The 17,537-nt window shown below is 68.2% G+C and carries 15 protein-coding genes; 11 read left to right on the forward strand and 4 right to left on the reverse strand.

The window, feature by feature from the left end:
* Positions 1-9 precede the first annotated feature (9 nt).
* On the reverse strand, positions 10-417 hold the full coding sequence (locus BGI51_RS14100; RefSeq protein WP_027597050.1) for a quorum-sensing-regulated virulence factor family protein: 408 nt from the start codon (positions 415-417) through the stop codon (positions 10-12).
* A gap of 142 nt (positions 418-559) precedes the next feature.
* On the opposite strand from BGI51_RS14100, the gene BGI51_RS14105 reads away from it, so the two are divergent.
* Complete coding sequence (locus BGI51_RS14105) at positions 560-1,294, forward strand: tRNA-uridine aminocarboxypropyltransferase (protein WP_187978720.1); 735 nt, start codon at positions 560-562, stop codon at positions 1,292-1,294.
* Here the strand turns inward: BGI51_RS14105 and BGI51_RS14110 are convergent.
* Complete coding sequence (locus tag BGI51_RS14110; protein ID WP_187978721.1) at positions 1,291-2,187, reverse strand: DMT family transporter; 897 nt, start codon at positions 2,185-2,187, stop codon at positions 1,291-1,293. The genes BGI51_RS14105 and BGI51_RS14110 overlap by 4 nt on opposite strands.
* Before the next feature lie 172 nt (positions 2,188-2,359).
* Here BGI51_RS14110 and erdR point away from each other — a divergent pair, with 172 nt between their 5' ends.
* Both erdR and BGI51_RS14120 read left to right on the forward strand, forming a co-directional pair.
* The gene (gene erdR, locus BGI51_RS14115) at positions 2,360-3,010 is read left to right on the forward strand and encodes a response regulator transcription factor ErdR (RefSeq protein ID WP_133859994.1); all 651 of its coding nucleotides are present in this window, start codon (positions 2,360-2,362) and stop codon (positions 3,008-3,010) included.
* Positions 3,011-3,104: 94 nt separating this feature from the next.
* Positions 3,105-3,485 carry a diacylglycerol kinase gene (locus BGI51_RS14120; protein WP_178083871.1) on the forward strand — a complete coding sequence of 127 codons (381 nt, stop codon included), beginning with the start codon at positions 3,105-3,107 and terminating at the stop codon, positions 3,483-3,485.
* 12 nt (positions 3,486-3,497) lie between these two features.
* On the opposite strand, the gene BGI51_RS14125 is transcribed toward BGI51_RS14120, so the two are convergent.
* Positions 3,498-4,697, reverse strand: coding sequence for a zinc-binding metallopeptidase family protein (locus BGI51_RS14125; RefSeq protein WP_187978722.1), 1,200 nt, complete (start codon positions 4,695-4,697; stop codon positions 3,498-3,500).
* Between the two features lie 313 nt (positions 4,698-5,010).
* Here BGI51_RS14125 and BGI51_RS14130 point away from each other — a divergent pair, with 313 nt between their 5' ends.
* The 8 genes from BGI51_RS14130 to hutC all read left to right on the forward strand — a co-directional run bounded on the left by BGI51_RS14130 (position 5,011) and on the right by hutC (position 16,547).
* Positions 5,011-7,491: a circularly permuted type 2 ATP-grasp protein gene (locus tag BGI51_RS14130; protein WP_187978723.1), complete on the forward strand. Its 2,481-nt coding sequence runs from the start codon at positions 5,011-5,013 to the stop codon at positions 7,489-7,491.
* Entirely contained in the window at positions 7,491-8,372 is an 882-nt protein-coding gene (locus tag BGI51_RS14135; RefSeq protein ID WP_187978724.1) for a transglutaminase family protein, read from the forward strand. The genes BGI51_RS14130 and BGI51_RS14135 overlap by 1 nt, the downstream gene beginning before the upstream one ends.
* Positions 8,373-8,843: 471 nt before the next feature.
* Complete coding sequence (gene hutI, locus BGI51_RS14140; RefSeq protein ID WP_187978725.1) at positions 8,844-10,058, forward strand: imidazolonepropionase; 1,215 nt, start codon at positions 8,844-8,846, stop codon at positions 10,056-10,058.
* Entirely contained in the window at positions 10,048-10,992 is a 945-nt protein-coding gene (gene hutG, locus BGI51_RS14145; RefSeq protein WP_187978726.1) for a formimidoylglutamase, read from the forward strand. Before hutI ends, hutG begins: the two co-directional genes overlap by 11 nt.
* 33 nt (positions 10,993-11,025) lie before the next feature.
* Complete coding sequence (hutU, locus tag BGI51_RS14150; RefSeq protein ID WP_187978727.1) at positions 11,026-12,690, forward strand: urocanate hydratase; 1,665 nt, start codon at positions 11,026-11,028, stop codon at positions 12,688-12,690.
* Positions 12,691-12,774: 84 nt separating this feature from the next.
* Positions 12,775-14,175, forward strand: coding sequence for a purine-cytosine permease family protein (locus BGI51_RS14155; RefSeq protein ID WP_187978728.1), 1,401 nt, complete (start codon positions 12,775-12,777; stop codon positions 14,173-14,175).
* 49 nt (positions 14,176-14,224) lie between these two features.
* Entirely contained in the window at positions 14,225-15,757 is a 1,533-nt protein-coding gene (hutH, locus tag BGI51_RS14160) for a histidine ammonia-lyase (protein ID WP_187978729.1), read from the forward strand.
* 76 nt (positions 15,758-15,833) lie between these two features.
* Entirely contained in the window at positions 15,834-16,547 is a 714-nt protein-coding gene (gene hutC / locus BGI51_RS14165) for a histidine utilization repressor (RefSeq protein ID WP_133859773.1), read from the forward strand.
* 208 nt (positions 16,548-16,755) lie between these two features.
* Here the strand turns inward: hutC and BGI51_RS14170 are convergent, their stop codons facing one another.
* Positions 16,756-17,364, reverse strand: a complete 609-nt coding sequence (locus BGI51_RS14170; protein ID WP_187978730.1) for an FMN-dependent NADH-azoreductase — start codon at positions 17,362-17,364, stop codon at positions 16,756-16,758.
* Positions 17,365-17,537: the final 173 nt, after the last annotated feature.

Genomic DNA, 17,537 nt, shown 5'->3' on the forward strand with positions numbered 1-17,537 from the left:
GGTCTCCGCTTACTTGCCCAGGCCGCAGTCGGCCGCCTGGAAGCGCTCGACCATGACCGGCTTGTTGGTCTGGTATTCGGTGAAGTCATAGACCAGGGTGGCGCCACGGGCCAGCAGCTGGCGATAACCATTGTTTTGGCAGACGCTTTCGGCGAGCTGTACCCGCACCGTGGCCGGATTCTCGCGCATGCGGGCGGCATGGGCCGGGCGGACGCTGAGGTTGTTGATCAGCTGCTTGCCCTGCACGGTATAGCCGCGGTCGAGGATGTCTTCGTTGATGGCGCGGGGCGTGCCCTGGCTGCTCTCGGTCGCCACCTTGCGCAGCATCTGGTTGAGCTCGTGGTCCTTGAGCGACTCGGCCGCCTGGACGGTGAAGGGCAGGGCGAGGGTCAGGGCGAGCAAAGCAAAACGAGGCATCGTGTTCTCCAGCGTAGAGGAGCCCGTTTCGACCGTGGTCGCGGGCGGGGGTTCGCAGGGCGTCTGCGCAGGGTAACCTGCCTGGCCGCCGCGGGCATCCCGATCGCTCTGGTAAACTGCGCTTTTGCCCCGCGAGCCCGGCATGACCCCGATCAGCGACACCCCTCTGCATGCCGTGGCCCGTCTGCGCCAGGAGCGCCTGGCGCGCAGCATCAAGCCCTTCATCGCCCGTGGCTCGCGCATGGCGCGCTGCCCGAATTGCCGCCTGGCACCCAGCCACTGCCTCTGCGACCTGCGTCCCCTGCGCCAGACCCACGCCGGCATGTGCCTGCTGATGCACGACGTCGAGCCGCTCAAGCCGAGCAACACCGGTTGGCTGATCGCCGACGTGGTGGCCGACACCCATGCCTTCGGCTGGAGTCGCACGGCGGTGGATCCGGGGCTGCCGGCATTGCTCGCGCAGCCGGAATGGCAACCGCTGCTGGTGTTTCCCGGCGAGTACGCCGCGCCCGAGCGGGTGGTCGAGAGCCTGCCGCTGGCGCCCGGTCAGCGCCCGCTGTTCGTGCTGCTGGATGCCACCTGGACCGAGGCGCGCAAGATGTTTCGCAAGAGTCCCTATCTGGACCGCCTGCCGGTGCTGAGCTTCCAGCCCAACGCCCTGTCGCGCTATCGCCTGCGGCGCTCGACCCGGGGCGAGCACCTGTGCACCGCCGAGGTCGCCGCCCTGTGCCTGGAACTGGCCGGCGAGGCACCGGCCGGTCGGTTGCTGGAGGCCTATCTGGATGTCTTCAGCGAGCGCTACCTGGACGCCAAGCATCACCTGCCGCTGGCGGCGGACAGCCCGGCCAGCCGGCAACTGAAGGCCCTGCGAGATTAGTTGACCGGCTTGATCTCCACCGGCGCCTGGCGCGGCCAGAGCTGGGCCGCGAGCATGCCGGCGAACATCAGGCCGCAGCCCAGGTAGCCACGACCGCTGAGGGCCTCGCCCAGCAGCCAGGCACCGAAGAAGGCGGCGAACACCGCCTCCAGGGAAAAGATCACCGCCGCATGGGAGGCGATGGCGCCGCGCTGGGCGAACACCTGCAGGGTGTAGCCGATGCCGGCGGCGATCACGCCGCCATAGAGCAGCTCGGGCAGGGCGAGGACGATCCCGGTCGACTGGATCGGCTCGAAAGCCAGTGCCAGCGCCAGGCTGAGCACGGCGCAGACGCCGAATTGCAGGATCGACAGCACCGTGGCGTCGTGGCGACTGGAATAGTGCCCCACCAGCAGCACATGGATCCCCCAGGCCAGGGCGCCGGCCAGTTGCAGCAGATCGCCCGAGGCCACGTGGAAGTTGTCGCCGATGCTCAGCAGCCCCATGCCGACCACCGCCAGGCTGGCGCCGATCCAGGTGCCCAGGTGGCTGCGCTGGCCGAGCAGCAGCCCCAGTAGCGGCACCACGATGACATAGAGGCCGGTGATGAAGCCGGAATTGGTCACGCTGGTGAACAGCAGGCCGACCTGCTGCAGGTTGATGCCCAGGGTCAGTACCAGGCCCATCAGCAGGCCGCCCTTGAAGGTGTCGCGGGTCAGACGCTGCTGGCGGCCGCGGCGGCGCAGGAACAGGAGCAGCGGGACCAGGGTGAGGGCGCCCAGGGCGAATCTCAGGCCGGTATAGAGAAAGGGACCGATGTGCTCCATGCCGCCGGTCTGGGCGATGAAGGCGCTACCCCAGATGAGGGCGGTGAGCAGCATGAGCAGATCGGCACGCAGGGCGGCGCTGGGCATGGGACGTCTCTTGGGCAAAACGGCAACTGTGCCGCAAACCGCAGGGCCTTGCCTACCGTCCGCGGTCCGCCCGGCCTTGCCCCCGTCCGCGCCGTTCGGCATGCTTGCGTGCAGCCCGTGCGCCAGCTACCTGGTCGACGTGGGCGCTCACGACAACAAGGAAAGCTACACCATGGCGGCTGCCTACCAGATACTGATCGCCGACGATCATCCGCTGTTTCGCAGCGCGCTGCAGCAGGCCCTGACCCTGGGCCTGGGCGCCCAGGCACGGCTCACCGAGGTGGCCGACATCGCCGAACTCCAGGCCTGCCTGGCCGAGCGCACCGACTGGGATCTGGTCCTGCTCGATCTCAACATGCCCGGCGCCTATGGCTTTTCCGGACTGGTCCTCCTGCGGGGCCAGTATCCCCAGGTGCCGGTGGTGATGATCTCGGCCCAGGAGGAACCGGCGGTGGTGCAGCGCGCCCGGGAATTCGGCGCCAGTGGCTTCATTCCCAAGTCCAGCGATCTGAGCACCCTGCAGCAGGCGGTCAGTCAGGTGCTGGATGGCGATACCTGGTGGCCGCCCCAGGTGGAAGGCGCTCCCGCCCTGAGCGAGGAAGCCAAGGCCGCCAGCGCCGGACTCGCCAGTCTCACCCCCCAGCAATTCCGGGTGCTGACCATGCTCTGCGAAGGCCTGCTCAACAAGCAGATCGCCTTCGAGCTCAATGTCTCCGAGGCCACGGTCAAGGCCCATGCCACGGCCATCTTCCGCAAGCTCGGCGTCCGCACCCGCACCCAGGCGGCGCTGCTGCTGCAGCAACTGGAGAGCACCTCCAGCTGACCCAGGCGCTGTCGGCGCCTGAACCGGGCGCGACCCTCGACTTTCACTTTCTGGCAGCTGCCGTCCATCCGGATCGGCGGTTCGCCCCTGCTGGATGGAGCTTTCGGTGATCTCTCCCTACAAAGGCAAGACCGGCCTGCGCCGGGTCATCAATGCCACCGGCTATTCCCTGGCCGGCCTGCGCACGGCCTTTCGCCAGGAAGCGGCCTTTCGTTCGCTGGTGATGCTCAATGTGGTGCTGGTGCCCCTGGCCTTCTGGCTGGACGTCAGTCGCGGCGAGCGGGCGTTGCTGGTGGCGGTCTGCCTGCTGTCGCTGGTGGTCGAACTGTTCAACGCGGCCATCGAGGCGGTGGTGGACCGCATTTCCCTGGATTGGCACGAACTGTCGAAGAACGCCAAGGATCTGGGCAGCGCTGCGCAGTTCGTGGCCATGATCATCATCGCCGTGGTCTGGGGCATCGTCCTGCTCGGGTGAGCAGGACCCCGGTCAGAGGGTAGCGCCCAGGGTGGCACCCGCCGTGGTGTCATCCGCGGCCAGGCCCTGTTCCAGCACGCTGGGCTGGGCCGAGTGGATGACCTTGTGGATGAAGTGCAGCTTGGCGATCACCGGGGCGGGCAGGGCGAAGGGATAGAAGTCCGGCTGGCCCATGCTGCGCGACAGCTCGTTGAGCATGGCCGCCAATTCGATCCAGGCATTGGCGAAGCCGAGGAATTCGTCGTCGCTGCGATCCTCGGCCTCGTACAGCGCCTCGCGGGTGAACGGCTGGAAGTCCAGCTGCAGGCTGCCGGCGTTCATGCCCAGGCTGGCGGCGGTGGCCAGGGTGTCCATCATGTGCAGGTAGTGCGCCCAGGTTTCCGCCCAGTCCTCCCAGGGGTGCATGGTGGCGTAGGCGCTGACGTACTGGCTCTCCCAGCCTGGCGGTGCGCCCTGCTCGTAGTGGTGCTGGAGCGCCTGGCCATAGTCGGCGCGTTCGTCACCGAACAGGGCGCGGAAGGGTTCTTCCCAGTCGGTGCCGGCGACCAGGCGATCGAAGTAGTAGTGGCCGACCTCGTGGCGGAAGTGCCCGAGCAGGGTGCGATAGGGTTCGTGCATGTCGGCGCGGACCTTTTCCCGGTGGGCATCGTCCGCTTCGAGGATGTTCAGGGTGATGAGGCCATTGGCGTGCCCGGTGGTGGGGGTGCCGGTGGCATCGGGGGCGAGGAAGTCGAAGGCGAGGCCGTGCTCGGCATCCACGGTCTGGGGGATCACCTGCAGCCCCAGGCCCAGCAACTGGGCGACCAGTTGCCGCTTGGCCAGCTCCAGCTTGCGCCAGCGCTCGCCGTTGCCGTCGAAGGACAGGTCCGGGATGGTGTGATTGAGCTGGCAGGCCACGCAGAAGTTTTCTCCCGAGTCGGCCGGTACCAGCCAGTTGCAGGCGGCGGGCATGTCCAGGTTGGCGCAGCGGCGATAGAGCGCGCTGGTCGCCTCGGGCAGTTGCCAGAGGCCGCCTTCGCCCGGCAGCAGCGCCGTCGGCGTGCCCTGGTCCGGGGCGTAACCCAGGGCGTTGCCGCAGGCCAGGCACTCGCTGTTGGGAAAGAAGATGGCCTGGCCGCAGGTGCAGTTGGCGACCTTGCGCTGGACGGGCAGGGCGCGCAGGGCGTTGCGTTGCTGACGATTCGAGCTGTAGCTTCCGAGAAAATTGCGCATGGGGCTGATACCTGGCGAGAGCGGCCGCGTCGGACGTCGGCGGAGCGCCGGCGTCTTGCTAGCGGATTAGTAGAGCGGCTCGACCCGGGAGTTCCGGGTTGTTCGTCGCCTGGGACGGCCGGCGAGGGCTCTGGGATCGGCTCCCGCACCGGGCGACGCGCCACAGGCAGCGGCGGCCAGCGTTAGCGGTGGCGCATCCCGACGCACATCACTACCCTAGGTTACCGGTCGCGACCGGCGCGTGCGGTCCGGCGTGCCCGTCGAGGCGACCTCTCCGAACCTGCTCGCGCACCCTGTCAGCCGTCCTCCGACCATGCCCCCGAACGCTTCCCGCAATGCCAGTGACATGACCGGCAGCTACCACGAACTCTGGAGTCCGCGGGGTGGCGTGCGGCCGCCCTGGCGCCGCTTCTACGGCCATCTGGCCGGACTGCGACCCGCGCAGCTCGATCAGCGCCAGGCGTTGATCGCCCGGCAGATCCAGGAAAACGGCGTGACCTACAATGTCTATGCCGATCCCAAGGGCAGCGACCGGCCCTGGGCACTGGACCTGCTGCCGCAACTGATCTCGGCGGAGGAGTGGGCGCCCCTGGCGGCGGGCGTGGCGCAGCGGGCGCGTCTGCTGAACCGGGTACTGGGCGATCTCTATGGCGAACAGCGGCTGCTGCACGAGCGGCTGCTGCCGCCGGAGCTGGTGTTCGGCCACAACAACTTCCTCTGGGCCTGCCAGGGAATGCGCCCGCCGGGCGATACCTGGCTGCACGTCTATGCGGTGGATCTGGCGCGCGCGCCCGATGGCCGCTGGTGGGTGCTGGCCGATCGCACCCAGGCGCCCTCCGGCGCCGGCTATGCCCTGGAAAACCGCCACATCGTGGCGCGGGCCTTTCCCGAGTTGCACCGCGATCTGCAGGTCCAGCCACTCAATGGCTACTTCCAGGCCCTGCAGCGCACCCTGAGCACCGGCCTGGACACCGGCGAGGAGGCACCGCTGGCGGTGCTGCTGACGCCGGGACGCTACAACGAGACCTACTTCGAGCACCTCTACCAGGCCCGGCAACTGGGCTTTCCGCTGGTGGAAGGCCAGGACCTCACGGTGCGCGACGCCTGCCTCTATCTGAAGACCCTGAGCGGGCTGAGGCGCGTCCACGCGGTGTTCCGCCGGCTGGACGACGACTTCTGCGATCCGCTGGAATTGCGCACCGATTCGGCGCTGGGCGTACCCGGCCTGCTGGAAGCGGTGCGCAGGGGCAACGTCATCATGGCCAATGCCCTGGGCAGCGGCTTGCTGGAGTCGCCCGGCCTGCTGGGCTTTCTGCCCGGCGTCTGCCAGGCGCTGCTCGGCGAGACCCTGGCGCTGCCCTCCGTCGCCACCTGGTGGTGCGGCGAGACACCGGTGCGGGAAGCGGCCCTGGCGCGGCTGGCGGAGCTGGTGATCAAGCCGGCCTATCCGGCCCAGGGCTTCGAGCCGGTGTTCGGCAAGGCGCTGGATGCCGCGGGACTGGCCGATCTGCGCGCGCGCATCCTGGCCACGCCCCATGCCTATGTGGCCCAGGAGCGTATCCAGCTGTCCCAGGCGCCGGTCTGGCAGGGCGGCAGTCTGCAGTCGCGCGCCATCGGCATGCGCGTCTATGCGGTGGCCAGCGAGGACGGCTACTGGGTGATGCCCGGCGGTCTGACCCGGGTCGCCCACGAGGGCGCCGCGGTGGTGTCCATGCAGCGCGGCGGGTCGAGCAAGGACACCTGGGTGCTGGGTGGCAGTCGCGGCGCCGCCGAGGTGCCCGGAGCGCGGGTGCTGGGGGTACGCGACCTGGTGCGCAAGGACCCCTTCCTACCCTCGCGTACCGCCGAGAATCTGTTCTGGTACGGTCGCTACAGCGAGCGCTGCGAGGATGCCGCGCGCCTGCTGCGGATCGTCCTGAGTCGCCACCTCGATGCCGATGACGGCGGGCCGGCGGTGCAGTCGGCCATCGATCTGGCCACGGCCCTGGAATTGCTGCCGGCGGGTGGCCGGCTGGCGGAGCAACTGCGCGCGGCCCTGGGGCCGGGTGACTTTCCCAGCGGCCTGGGCGCCAATCTGCAGCGCCTGCATTGGGCCGCGGCCCAGGTGCGTGGCCGGCTGTCGCCGGAGAACTGGCGCGCCATCCGCGAGGTGGAGCGTGAGGCCCATGGCCTGGGCCAGGTCGGCAGCGAGCCGGGCGAGGCGCTGCAGAGTCTCAACCGCCTGGTGATGGCGCTGGCGGCGGTGGCCGGCTTCACCTTCGACGACATGACCCATGACGAGAGCTGGCGCTTCCTGATGATCGGCCGGCGCATCGAGCGGGTGCAATTCCTCGCCGGCAGCCTGGCGCACTTTCTCGAAGGCGGCGCCACCTGGGACGCGGCCGGCCTGGAATGGCTGCTGGAACTGGGCAACAGCATCATCACCTATCGGTCGCGCTACCAGGCGGCGCCCCAGCTGATCCCGGTGCTGGACCTGCTGATGCTGCACGAGCACAACCCCTATTCGATCCGCTTCCAGCTGCATGCGCTGATCAACGCCGTGGAGCACCTGGAACGCTACTACGGCCTGCCCCGCGATCCGGCGCTGCACGATGCCTACGATCGCCTGCGCCGCTTCGACCTTGCGACCCTGGAGAACACCCTGTTCGGCGACGCCGGTCGGGTCGAGGTGCAGCAGGGGCTGGCGCGCCTGCTGCGGCAGGTCGCCGAGGCCAGCAGCCAGCTGTCCGAGCGGGTCATCTATCGCTGCTTCGCCCATGTCGACGCCGTCAGCCAGCGCACGGTGTCCATGTGATGAACCAGGTCCGCTATCGCATCCAGCACGACACCCACTATCGCTACGCGACGCCGGTGTCGCTGTCGCAGCAGCTGCTGCATCTGTTGCCGCGCGACTGCGCCTGGCAACGCTGCCTGTCCCAACAGTTGGTGATCCTGCCGCAGCCGACCCAGCGCCAGGACGCCTGGGACGCCTTCGGCAACCCGCTGACGCGATTGTCCTTCGAGCGACCCCACGACGAACTCTATGTCGGCACCGAGCTGGAAGTGGAGGTGGATTCCCGCGCCGGTCTCAGGCTGGCGGATTCGCCCGCTTGGGAGGGGGTCCGTGACGGCCTGCGCTATCCCGCCGCCCAGGTATCGCTGGACGTCCATCACTTCCGCTTCGAATCCCCGGCGGTGCCGCTGGACGGCATCTTCGCCCGCTTCGCCGAGGAGTGTTTCCCACCGGGCCGTCCCCTGTTGCTGGGCTGCCGGGCGCTGATGGAAAAGATCCACCGCGAATTCCGCTTCGATGCCACCGCCACCCAGGTGGCGACACCCCTGCGCGAGGTGCTGGAGCACCGCCATGGCGTCTGCCAGGACTTCGCCCACCTGATGCTGGCCTGCCTGCGTGGCCTGGGGCTGGTGGCGCGCTACGTCAGCGGCTATCTGCTGACCCGGCCGCCACCCGGCAAGCCGCGGCTGATCGGCGCCGATGCCTCCCACGCCTGGGTCAGCGTGCATTGCCCGCTGCAGGGCTGGGTCGACTTCGATCCCACCAACGACGTCCTGCCGGACCTGGAACACATCACCCTGGCCTGGGGCCGCGACTTCACCGACGTCTCGCCGCTGCGCGGGGTGATCCTCGGCGGCGGCGATCACGATCCGGTGGTCGAGGTGACGGTAACGCCGCTGTAGCGTGTTTGGCTTGGCAGGAACTCCAGCTAAGGAACACCTACCTACAGCACCGTAGCGTGGAAAACGGCGCAGCCTTTTCATCTGGGACTGCGTGGCGAGGGGCGCCCTCACCCCAGCCCTTTCCCGCGGGGAGAGGGGGGTGTCGGAGCAGGCGTTCAGCTCTGTCACTCCTGGCGAGACCGCGATCGACTGTCGCACGCGCTTGTAGAGGCGGCTCTGGCTGTGGCGCTTTTCCAGATAGCGCCCCAGGTGCCGCCGGCCTGCGCTGAGTCATGGCAACAGGCGAATCGCCCCTGTGTCTCCGCATATGTCTTATTGTCTATACAAAATGACTGTCGTCTTTCCCCGGAACCGAGCTCCGTTGCCTTGTCATTAGCATTCCGCTGGCTTCGTAAATAGGGAGCAGCTCTGCCTGCTTGACGATCGATCGACTCTGGATTAAATGTATATACATTAACCGGAGAGGTCACCATGTCCGTCGCTACCCAACCGCTGCTCTGGCGCCACGTCACCCTGTTCGATGGTCTCCAGACCTGGCCCGCGCCCATGGCCGTGCGGGTGGACGCTGGCCGCATCACGGGTCTTTGGCCGGAAGCCGACTTCCAGCCCGCGCTGGGCGAGGGGGCCGAGCTGGCCGGGGAGGGCGGGGTCATGACGCCCGGGCTGGTGGATTGCCACACCCACCTGGTCCATGCCGGCCAGCGCGCCGGGGAATTCGAGCAGCGGCTGGAGGGGACGAGCTACGCCGAGATCGCCCGTGCCGGTGGTGGCATCCTCGGCACGGTGCGCGCGACGCGGGCGGCCAGCGAGGCCGAATTATTCGCCGTCGCCCGACCGCGCTTGCAGGCGCTGATCGATGAGGGCGTCACCACCGTCGAGATCAAGTCCGGCTACGGCCTGACGGTGGCCGACGAACTCAAGCTGCTGCGGGTCGCCCGCCAATTGGGCGAGGCGCTGCCGGTCCGGGTGATCACCACGCTGCTGGGCGCCCATGCCGTGCCGCCGGAATTTCAGGGCGATGCCGACGGCTATGTCGAGCTGGTCTGCCAGGAGATGATCCCGGCCGCGGTGGCCGAAGGGCTGGCCGATGCGGTGGACGTCTTCTGCGAGGGGATCGCCTTTTCGCCGGCCCAGTGCGAAAGAGTCTTCCAGGCGGCGCACGCGCACGGTCTGCCGATCAAGGCCCATGCCGAACAGCTGTCCAACCTGGGCGGCAGCGCCCTGGCCGCGCGCCTGGGCGCCTTGTCGGCGGACCATGTTGAGTATCTCGACGAAGCCGGGGTGCGCGCCCTGGCGGCCGCCGGCACCGTCGCCGTGCTGCTGCCCGGCGCCTTCCTGATGCTGGGCGAGACTCAACATCCACCGGTCGAACTGCTGCGTCGCCACGGGGTGCCCATGGCGCTGGCCAGTGACGCCAATCCCGGCACCTCGCCGCTCTATCTGCCTACCCTGATCGCGCACCTGGGCTGCACCCTGTTTCGCCTCACGCCCCGCGAGGCCCTGGCCGGCATGACCGCCCACGCCGCCCAGGCCCTGGGGCGCCCGGAGCTGGGCCGCATCCAGGCGGGCGCCCCGGCGGAGCTCTGCTTGTGGGACGTCGGTCAGCCGGCGGAGCTGGCCTATGAGGTACGTCCGGGCCGCCTGCGTCAGCGCGTCTTCGGCGGCGAGGTGCAGCATGTTCGCTGATCGCCAGACCCTGGAGCTCTGGACTGGCCGTACCGATCCGGAAGCCGATGCCTTGCGCTGGCACCAGCGCATCGAGCCGCTGGCTGCGGACAGCGCGCCCGGCGTGGCCCTGCTGGGCTTCGCCTGTGACGAGGGCGTGCGGCGCAACCAGGGTCGCCCCGGCGCTGCCGAGGGTCCTGGCGCCCTGCGGCGTGCCCTGGCCAATGTCGCCTGGCAACGCCAGGGCCCGGCCTATGACGCCGGTGATATCCGCTGCGCCGACGGTGATCTGGACGGCGCCCAGCAGCGCCTGGCCGAGGGTGTGTGCCTCTTGCTGGAGGCCGGTCACCTGCCGCTGGTACTGGGCGGCGGTCATGAGGTGGCCTGGGCCAGTTGGTCGGGCCTGGCGCTGCACCTGGCCAGGACCCTGCCCAAGCCGCGCATCGGCATCGTCAATTTCGACGCCCACCTGGACCTGCGCGATCCGACTCGGGGCCCCACCTCCGGCACGCCCTTCGCCCAGATCGCCGCGCACTGCGCCACCCATGGCTGGCCTTTCCGCTATGCCTGCCTGGGCCTGAGCCTGGCGGCCAATACCCGCACGCTGCTCAGGCGTGCCGCCGAGCTGGACGTGCTGATCCGCGAAGACCACGAGATCCGCGAAGGCAGCCTGGAGCGCATTGGCGCCGAACTGGACGCCTTCGCGGCTCGCTGCGATGCCCTCTATCTGACCTTCGACCTGGATGTGCTGCCCGCGGGCGAGGCGCCGGGGGTCAGCGCCCCCGCCGCCCATGGCGTGAGCCTTGCGCTGCTGGAACCCCTGATCCGCCGGCTCAAGGCCAGCGGCAAGTTGCGCCTGGCCGATGTGGCCGAACTCAATCCCGCGCTCGACCAGGACGGCCGCACGGCCCGGGTCGCGGCGCGGCTGATCCATACCCTGGCACTGGACCTCTAGGGCCTGCCGCGAACAACAAGAGAGGAAGATTCCATGACCCGCTTTCGTAGAGGTGAGATCCGCGCCCCCCGCGGCACCCAGCTCAATGCCAGGAGCTGGCTGACCGAGGCGCCGCTGCGCATGCTGATGAACAATCTCGATCCCGCGGTCGCGGAAAATCCCGAGGAGCTGGTGGTCTACGGTGGCATCGGCCGGGCGGCGCGCGATTGGGAAAGCTACGACCGCATCGTCGCCACCCTCAAGGAACTGGGCGACGACGAGACCCTGCTGGTGCAATCGGGCAAGCCGGTGGGGGTATTCAGGACCCACGCCGACGCGCCGCGGGTGCTGATCGCCAACTCCAACCTGGTACCGCACTGGGCCAGCTGGGAGCACTTCAACGAACTGGATGCCAAGGGCCTGGCCATGTACGGCCAGATGACCGCCGGCAGCTGGATCTACATCGGCAGCCAGGGCATCGTCCAGGGTACCTACGAGACCTTTGTCGAGGCCGGGCGTCAGCATTACCAGGGTGACCTGCGTGGCCGCTGGGTGCTCACCGCCGGTCTCGGCGGCATGGGCGGTGCCCAGCCGCTGGCCGCGACCCTGGCCGGCGCCTGTTCGCTGAACATCGAATGCCAGCAGAGCCGTATCGACTTCCGCCTCAAGACCCGCTATGTGGACGAACAGGCCAGCGACCTGGACGACGCCCTGGCGCGCATCGCCCGGCACACCGCCGCCGGTGCCGCGGTCTCCGTCGCCCTGCTGGGCAACGCCGCCGAGATCCTGCCCGAACTGGTCCGCCGCGGCGTGCGCCCGGATATGGTCACCGACCAGACCAGCGCCCACGACCCCCTCAACGGCTATCTGCCGATCGGCTGGACCTGGGCCGAGTACCGGGATCGTGCAGTCACCGATCCGGCGGGGGTGGTCACGGCCGCCAAGCAGTCCATGGCCGTGCACGTCCAGGCCATGCTCGACTTCCAGAAGCGCGGCGTCCCGACCTTCGACTACGGCAACAACATCCGTCAGATGGCCCAGGAAGCCGGCGTCGCCGATGCCTTCGCCTTCCCGGGCTTTGTCCCGGCCTATATCCGCCCGCTGTTCTGCCGCGGCATCGGCCCCTTCCGCTGGGCCGCGCTGTCGGGCGATCCCGAGGACATCCAGCGCACCGACGCCAAGGTCAAGGAGCTGATCCCCGACGATGCCCACCTGCACCGCTGGCTGGACATGGCCCGCGAGCGCATCGCCTTCCAGGGCTTGCCGGCACGCATCTGCTGGGTCGGCCTGGGCCAGCGGGCCAGGCTGGGCCTGGCCTTCAACGAGATGGTGCGCAGCGGCGAACTCAAGGCGCCCATCGTCATCGGTCGCGACCACCTGGACTCCGGCTCGGTGGCCAGCCCCAACCGCGAGACCGAGGCCATGCAGGACGGCTCCGATGCCGTCTCCGACTGGCCGCTGCTCAATGCCCTGCTCAATACCGCCAGCGGTGCCACCTGGGTCTCACTGCACCACGGTGGCGGGGTGGGGATGGGCTTCTCCCAGCACTCCGGCATGGTCATCGTCTGCGACGGCAGCGACGCCGCCGCGGCCCGTATCGCCCGGGTCCTGCACAACGACCCGGCCACCGGGGTGATGCGTCACGCCGACGCCGGCTACGACATTGCCATCGACTGTGCCCGCGAGCAGGGCCTGAATCTGCCCATGATCAAGAGTTGAGCGTCCTGACGCCGGTGGTAGCACCGGCGTCCCGTTCCCGACAACAACAAGAGCGCCGACCTTCGGCGCCGTGGAGCGTGAACCATGCCCAAGGCCAACACCCCCCTGATCGAGCGGCGCTCGATCGACTTCATTCCCGAGACCGAGCGGCACGGTCGGCTCTACAGCCAGTTCACCCTCTGGCTGGGCGCCAACCTGCAGATCACCGCCATCGTCACCGGTGCCCTCGCCGTGGTGCTGGGAGGTGATGTCTTCTGGTCGTTGATCGGGCTGTTCATCGGCCAGTTGCTGGGCGGTGGGGTGATGGCGCTGCATGCCGTCCAGGGCCCCCGGCTCGGCCTCCCGCAGATGATCTCCAGCCGGGTGCAGTTCGGCGTCTATGGCGCGGCGATTCCCATCGTGCTGGTGTGCCTGATGTACCTGGGCTTCACCGCCACGGGCACCGTGCTGTCCGGCCAGGCGATCGCCCAGCTGGCCGGCATCAGCGACAGTGCCGGCATCCTGGTCTTCGCCACCTGCATCGTGGTGGCCACGGTCCTCGGCTACCGGGTGATCCACTGGGTCGGTCGACTGGCCAGCGTCCTGGGCATCCTCGCCTTCTGCTACCTGTTCGCCCGGTTGATCAGCCTGGGCGACCTGGGCGACCTGGGCGCCTTGCTGCAGATCCGCCACTTCAGCTGGGCGTCCTTTCTACTGGCCGTGTCCCTGGCCGCTTCCTGGCAGATCGCCTATGGCCCCTATGTGGCGGACTATTCCCGTTATCTGCCGAGCGCTACTTCGAGCTGGAAAACCTTTGCCGCCGTGGGGGCCGGTTCGATACTCGGCGCCCAGGCGGCCATGATCCTCGGCGTGCTGGCTGCAGCCTTGGCGAACGGCCAGTTCGCCGGGCGCGAGGTGGCCTATATCGTCGGCCTTGGCGGCAGTGGTGTTACCGCGGCGCTGCTGTACTTCAGCATCGCCTTTGGCAAGATCACCATCTCCACGCTCAATTCCTATGGCAGCTTCATGTGCATCGCCACGGTGATCAGTGGCTTTCGCGGTCATCTGGAGGTGTCGCGGCTCCAGCGGCTGTTCTTCGTGCTCGCCATCGTCGGCGCCGCCACCCTGGTGGCGCTGCTTGGCCAGCGGGAATTCCTCGGCGCCTTCAAGTCATTCATCCTCTTCCTGCTGACCTTCTTCACGCCCTGGAGCGCGGTCAACCTGGTGGACTACTACGCCGTCAACCACGGCCGCTACGACCTGGCCGCCCTGGCTGATCCTGACGGGCGCTACGGTCGCTGGAATCGGGCCGGCCTGCTCGCCTACGGCGTCGGGGTGCTGATCCAGCTGCCGTTCCTCTCGACCAAACTCTACACCGGCCCGCTGGTGGCGCATCTGGGCGGCGTGGACATCTCCTGGATCATCGGCCTGCTGGTGCCGGCGGTCCTCTACTACCTGCTGGCCCGTCGCCAACCACTGCCGAACACGCGCCCGGCGGCAATCTGAATTTCTCGATCAACGCCGACACCTGCGGTGTGCGGCTCTGGAGTCCTAGATGAACACCCTGACCCTGAAACCTGGCACCCTCGATCTGACCCAGCTGCGCCAGGCCTATCAGCAGCCGCTGCGCGTCGAGCTCGATCCGGCGGCCTATCCGGCCATCGATGCCAGCGTGGCCTGCGTGGAAAACATCCTGGCCGAAGGCCGGACCGCCTATGGCATCAACACCGGCTTCGGCCTGCTGGCCTCGACGCGGATCGCGCCGGCGGATCTGGAAAAGCTGCAGCGCTCCCTGGTGCTGTCCCATGCCGCCGGGGTGGGCGAGGCGCTGGACGACGACCTGGTGCGGCTGATCCTGCTGCTCAAGGTCAACAGCCTGGCCCGTGGCTTTTCCGCCATCCGCCGCCAGGTCATCGAAGCCCTGATCGGCCTGATCAATGCCGAGGTCTATCCGCACATTCCGCTCAAGGGTTCGGTAGGGGCCTCCGGTGACCTGGCGCCGCTGGCGCACCTGTCGCTGGTGCTGATCGGCGAGAGCAAGGCGCGCTACCGGGGCCAGTGGCTGCCGGCCCGCGAGGCGCTGGCGGTGGCGGGTCTCGAACCCATAACCCTGGCCGCCAAGGAGGGCCTGGCGCTGCTCAATGGCACCCAGGTGTCCACCGCCTATGCCTTGCGCGGGCTGTTCGAGGGCGAAGACCTGTTCGCCGCGGCCACGGTCTGCGGCGGCCTGAGCGTCGAGGCCATGCTCGGTTCCCGGGCGCCCTTCGATGCGCGCATCCATGCCGCGCGGGGCCAGCGCGGCCAGATCGACGTGGCCGTGGCCTATCGCGAGCTGCTCACTGACAGCAGCGAGGTCTCCCGTTGCCATGCCAACTGCGACAAGGTCCAGGATCCCTATTCGCTGCGTTGCCAGCCCCAGGTGATGGGTGCCTGCCTGACCCAGTTGCGCCAGGCCGCCGAGGTCTTGGAGGTGGAAGCCAACGCCGTGTCCGACAACCCCCTGGTATTCGCCGAGGAGGGCGACGTCATCTCCGGTGGCAACTTCCACGCCGAGCCGGTGGCCATGGCCGCCGACAACCTGGCCCTGGCGCTGGCCGAGATCGGTGCCCTGTCGGAGCGGCGCACCTCGCTGATGATGGACCGACACATGTCCCAGCTGCCGCCTTTCCTGGTGGAGAACGGCGGGGTCAATTCCGGCTTCATGATCGCCCAGGTCACCGCCGCGGCCCTGGCCAGCGACAACAAGGCCCTGGCCCATCCGGCCAGCGTCGACAGCCTGCCCACCTCGGCCAACCAGGAAGACCACGTCTCCATGGCGCCCAATGCCGGCAAGCGACTGTGGGCCATGGCCGAGAACGTGCGCGGCATCCTCGCCATCGAGTGGCTGGGCGCCTGCCAGGGCCTGGACTTCCGTCACGGCCTTAAGAGTTCGGAGCGCCTGGAAAGGGCGCGCAGCCTGTTGCGCGAGCAGGTGCCCTACTACCAGGAAGACCGCTTCTTCGCCCCCGACATCGAGGCCGCCAGCGCATTGCTGGCCAGCGGCTGCCTGAACGCGCTGGTCACGCCGCGGCTGCTGCCCAGTCTCTGAGAGGGACGCGGTCCGGCAGCCAGAACGCCGGACCGCGCGTTATCATCGGCGTCCCATTTTTCGGCCTGGAGTTCGCGTGAGCAGCACGACACCCCCGCGCTACAAGGTGATCGAGGACTTCCTGCTCGAACGCATCCAGGGTGGTGCCTACCCGGTGCATCACCAGATTCCCACCGAGGAGCAGCTGGCGCGGGATTTCGCCGTCAGCCGCATGACCGCCAACAAGGCCATCACCCGCCTGGTGCAGCAGGGCTACCTGATGCGCCAGGCGGGGCTCGGCACCTTCGTCATCGAGCGCAAGGCCGAATCCTCGCTGCACGAGGTGATGAACATCGCCGCCGAGGTACGCGCCCGGGGGCATGCGTATTCCAACGAGGTGCTGCGCAGCGAGGCCATCGCCGCCGACGACGAGGTGGCCTTGCGCCTGGGGCTGCGGATCGGCAGCCAGGTGTTCCACAGCATCCTGGTGCATCGCGAGAACGGCCTGCCCATCCAGTTGGAAGATCGTTACGTCAATCCGCGCTGGGTGCCGCACTACCTGGAAAGCGATTTCAGCCGCCAGACCCCCAACGAGGTGCTGGTGGCCAGCTGTCCGATCAGCGATGTGGAGCACATCGTCGAGGCGGTACTGGCCAATGCCCAGACCGCACTCTGGCTGGATATCGCCGAAGGCGCGGCCTGCCTGTCGATGATCCGCCGGACCTGGTCGGACGAACACCTGGTCAGCTATGTGCGGCTGCTGCATCCGGGCGACAGGTACAAGCTGAGTTCAACGACCCGGCATCGCTGAGGGGCGTGGAGTGGGGAGGGGTGTTGGGCTTCGCTGCGCTCAGCCCAACCTACGAGACTGCCCCCTCTCCCTCTGGGAGAGGGTTGGGGTGAGGGTGTTGTGAGTTGGCAGCGGGTGTTGGGCTTCGCGGTGCTCAGCCCAACCTACGAGACTGCCCCCTCTCCCCCTGGGAGAGGGTTGGGGTGAGGGTAGCCCCTGCAGCCAGCGATCAGAGCTTGCCCACCAGCGCCACGGCGTCCTGTTTGGCCTGGTCGCGTGAAGCCTGGTCGACCTCGGCACCGAACAGGGTCTTTTCCACCACCACGGTATGCATCCGGTCGATGCCGACCATCTCGCACCAGGTGCGCAGATAGGATTCCTGGTGCTCCTGGCGATCCAGGGCCGCACCGCGCGCGGCGATCACCAGCGCCTGGCGACCGCCGAGCAGGCCATTGAGGCCGCGCTCGTCGAAGGTGAACAGCAGGTCCTTCTGGCTGACCACGTCGAACAGTTGCTTGAGCTTGTAGGGGATGCCGAAATTCCAGCAGGGCACGCCGAACACCAGCACATCGGCGGCCTTGAAGCGCTGTGCCAGCGCCTTGGCCACTGTCCAGGCGTGCGCCTGCTCGGCGCTGAGGGACTCGCCCTGGATGCCGGCGTACTTGGCGTCGAGGATGGGACCGTCGAATTCCGGCAGGTCGCAATGCCAGGCATCGAGGGTATCCACCTCGGCGTCGGGATGTTCGCCCTGCCAGGCCTGGATGAAGGCGGTGGCGACTTCCAGCGAGGCGGAGCGATCCTGGCGGGGCGAACCTATCACGTGCAACAGACGAGGCATGGCAGATCCTTGGATGATGGGGATTGCGATAACTATAAGCGTCTCGCTGGGGTGCGCCAGCCTCGAAGGGGGTATGCCGATGGATGGTCTGAAGGGATTCTCGGCCTGACAAACCGTGTTGGGCGGACCCTCACCCCAGCCCTCTCCCGGAGGGAGAGGGCTGGGGTGAGCGG

The organism is Pseudomonas oryzihabitans, assembly GCF_014522265.1.
GTDB lineage: Bacteria > Pseudomonadota > Gammaproteobacteria > Pseudomonadales > Pseudomonadaceae > Chryseomonas > Chryseomonas aestiva.